The following is a 3,433-nucleotide window of genomic DNA, read 5'->3' as shown; positions in this document are numbered from 1 at the left end:
TCCGCGATCTCCTCCGCAGGGCCGGTGAGGATGTCCCGGTCCAGGACGACCAGATCGGCCAGGTTCCCGGCCCGCAGGCTGCCGGCGTCGTCGTGGCCGTTCACATGGGCCGAACCGGCGGTGTAGGCGGCCAGGGCGGTGGTGAGGTCCAGCCGCTGCTCCGGCAGGAAGACCCGCTCGTCCTTGGTGCCGGGCGCCCGCCGGTTGACGGCGACGTGCAGGCCCTCCAGGGGGTCCGGGCTGCTCACGGGCCAGTCGCTGCCTGCGGCGAGGGTCGCGCCGGCCCGCAGCAGACCGCCGAACGGGTACTGCCAGGCGGCGCGTTCGGGCCCCAGGAACGGGATCGTCAGCTCGTCCATCTGCGGTTCGTGTGCCGCCCACAGCGGCTGGATGTTCGCGACGGCCCCCAGCCGGGCGAAGCGCGCGAGATCGTCGGGGTGCACCACCTGGAGGTGGGCGAGGTGATGGCGGTTGCCGCGCGGGCCGTTGGCCTCCAGGGCCGCCTCCACCGCGTCCAGCGCCTCCCGGACGGCCCGGTCGCCCAGGGCGTGGAAGTGGACCTGGAAGCCGCGCGCGTCGAGCGCGGTGACATGGCCGCGCAGCGCCTCCGGGTCCACGAAGCTGAGGCCCGCGTTCGCGGTGACGCAGCCGCAGCCGTCGAGGTACGGGGCGGTCATCGCGGCCGTGAAGTTCTCCGCGATACCGTCCTGCATGATCTTCACCGAGCGCGCCCGGAACCGTCCGTGGCTCAACTGGGCTCGCCGTGCCTCCAGTTCGGGTATCTGCTCCGCCCCGCGCTCCCGGTCCCACCAGAGGGCCCCCGTCACCCGCGCGGTCAGCGAGCCGTCACGGGCGGCGGTCGCGTAGGCGTCCGAGGGGTCGGGCCGCCCGCCGAACTCGCCGAGCAGCGCGTCCTGCCAGCCGGTGATGCCCAGCGAGTGCAGCAGCCGCTGCGCCCGCAGCAGCCCGGCCAGCCGGTCGGCGGGCGTGGCGGCCGGGACGAGCTGGCCGACCAGCGCCGCGGCCCCCTCCTGCAGCATGCCGCTGGGCGTGCCGTCGGCCTCCCGCTCGATCCGGCCGTCCGCGGGGTCCGGCGTCGCCGCCGTGATCCCGGCCCGTTCGAGCGCGCGGGTGTTGGCCCAGGCGCCGTGGTGATCGCGGTTCGACAGGAGCACCGGCCGGTCGGGGACGACCGCGTCGAGCAGCTGACGGGTGGGCAGACCGCCCGCGAAGCTCTCCAGGGACCAGCCGCCCCCGGTGATCCACTCGTGGTCCGGATGCGCCCGCGCGTACGCCCCGACGCGCTCCAGGTACTCCGCGACGCCGACCGTCCCGGTCAGATCGCACTCGGCCAGCTCGCTCCCGCCGTAGACCGCGTGCACATGGGCGTCCTGGAAACCGGGCAGCAGCAGCTTCCCGCGCAGGTCGACGACCTCGGTCCCGGGGCCGATCAGCTCACGCACCTCGTCGTGGCCGACGGCCGTGATCCGTTCACCGGTGACGGCGACCGAGGTGGCCCGGGTGCGGGCGGGGTCCAGGGTGAGGACGGGCCCTCCGGTGAGGACGAGATCGGCCTTGGGCATACGACGGCTCCGGGGCGTGCGGTGAACGGTGGCGGCGAACGCGGTCGCCGGGCGCCATCGAAGCCCGGCGGGCGTACCGCCGTCAACGACTCGCCGTCGGGAGGGCGGTGGCCCCGCGCGGAAGGCGACGGCGCCGGGCGCCCCGAGAGGCGGTCAGCCCGGCGCGACGGGCGAGAAGCGGCCCACGGCGGCGAGGTCCGCGCCGATGAGGGCGGCGGTCTCCCGCAGCGGGGGCAGCAGCGTGGCCAGGCTCTCCTCGGGGGTGGCACGCCCCGCGTGCAGGGCGATGTTGACCGCGGCGACCACCCGGCCCGCCCCGTCCGTGACCGGCACCGCCAGCGACCGCAGGCCCTCCTCCAACTCCCGCTCCACCCATCCGTGTCCGCGCTCCGCCGTCGCCGTCACGGCCTCCTCCAGGTCGTCGCGAGTGGTCAGGGTGTGCGGGGTCAGCGCCTCCGGCGTGATCCTGCCGAGACGCACGGTCCGCTCCGCCGCCGGCAGCGCGCCGAGCAGGACACGGCCCATCGCCGTGGCGTACGCGGGCAGCCGGGTGCCGATGCCGATGTCGATCCGCATGATGCGGCTGCCGGCGACCCGCGCCACGTACCGGATGTCGTCGCCGTCGAGCACCGCCACGGAGGCCGACTCCCGGACCCGGCGCACCAGATCCACCAGGTGCGGGGTCGCGATCTCGGGCAGCGTCAGCCCGGAGAGCCGGGCGTAGCCGAGCTCCAGGACGCGGGGCAGCAGTCGGAAACCCGCCTCCTCCTCCTGTACGTACCCCAGGTGCCGCAGGGTCAGCAGGGAGCGGCGGGTGGTGGCCCGCGGCTGGCCGGTGAGCCGGGCGAGATCGGTCAGCCGGGCCGGGCCCCGTACGGCCCCGAAGGCGCGCAGCACGTCCAGGCCGCGCGCGAGGGACCGCAGGAAGCCGGCGCCCAGCTCCTCCTTGAGGGCGTCCTCGCGGGCACCGGCGGCCGTGGCCACCGGGGGAGCCGGGTGCGTGGTGGCGGCCGGGGCGGAGGCGAGTGCCTCCTCCATCGCGGCGGCCGTCCGCCGCAGCGCGGGCAGCGCCCGCTCCTCCAGCGAGGCGGCGCTGTGCCGGCTGGTGTGGCTCTCCACACCGACCGCGCACACCACCGCGCCGTCCGGGCCGCGCACCGGCACGGCGACCGCGACGAGGCCCGGTTCGATCATCTGGTCGTCCACCGCGAAGCCCCGCGCGCGAGCCTCCGCCACCCTCCTGTGCCGGTCGGGCGTGCCGGTGCCCCGCGCCGGCCCGTCCTCGTCCCGGCCGGCGGCGAACAGGGCACCCGCCGCGCAGTGTCCGGCCGGGAGCAGTTCGCCGGGCCGCAGGGAGATCGCCATGGCCCGGCGCCGGGCGGACTGGGTGAGGAAGCGGACCCCGTCACCGTCCGGGACGGCCAGGGACACCGACTCGTCCAGGGTGCCGGCGAGCGACGCGGCGTGCGGGCCGAGGAGTTCGGGCAGGCCGCAGGAGGCGAGATAGGCGTTGCCGAGTTCGGCCGCCCCGGGGGCGAGCAGCAGCTCGCGCCCCTCGGCGCGCAGTACGCCGACGCGGACGAGGGTGGTGGTGATCCGGTCCACCGTCGACCGGGCGAGTCCTGTGACCCGCGCCAGGTCCCCGGGGTGCCGGCGCGGTTCGGGTCCGGTGGCGAGCACCCGCAGCACCTCCAGGCCGCGTACCAGCGGCCCCACCGCCCCGGCGGACCCGGCCGGGGACTCGCCGGACACCGCCCGGACCGGCACCGGCGGCCCGGCCCGGCCGGCGGGCGCGCCGGAGGCCTCGCCGGGCGTCGCGGCGGTCTGCTCCATCGTCCTGCCTCCTCGGG

General features: G+C 76.7%; 2 protein-coding genes. Both read right to left on the bottom strand.

Annotated elements, in window-relative coordinates; genetic code table 11:
* The coding region (locus RIF68_RS31435) for an amidohydrolase (RefSeq protein WP_309054665.1) at positions 1-1,583 on the bottom strand (1,583 nt) is incomplete at its 3' end.
* A gap of 153 nt (positions 1,584-1,736) precedes the next feature.
* Positions 1,737-3,416, bottom strand: coding sequence for an IclR family transcriptional regulator C-terminal domain-containing protein (locus tag RIF68_RS31430; protein ID WP_309054664.1), 1,680 nt, complete (start codon positions 3,414-3,416; stop codon positions 1,737-1,739).
* Between the last annotated feature and the right edge of the window lie 17 nt (positions 3,417-3,433).

The sequence above is a fragment of the Streptomyces sp. genome (assembly GCF_031178505.1).
Classification (GTDB): domain Bacteria; phylum Actinomycetota; class Actinomycetes; order Streptomycetales; family Streptomycetaceae; genus Streptomyces; species Streptomyces gulbargensis.
The sequence above is the reverse complement of the archived record's forward strand: the minus strand, read 5'-3'. Positions and strand labels throughout refer to the sequence as shown.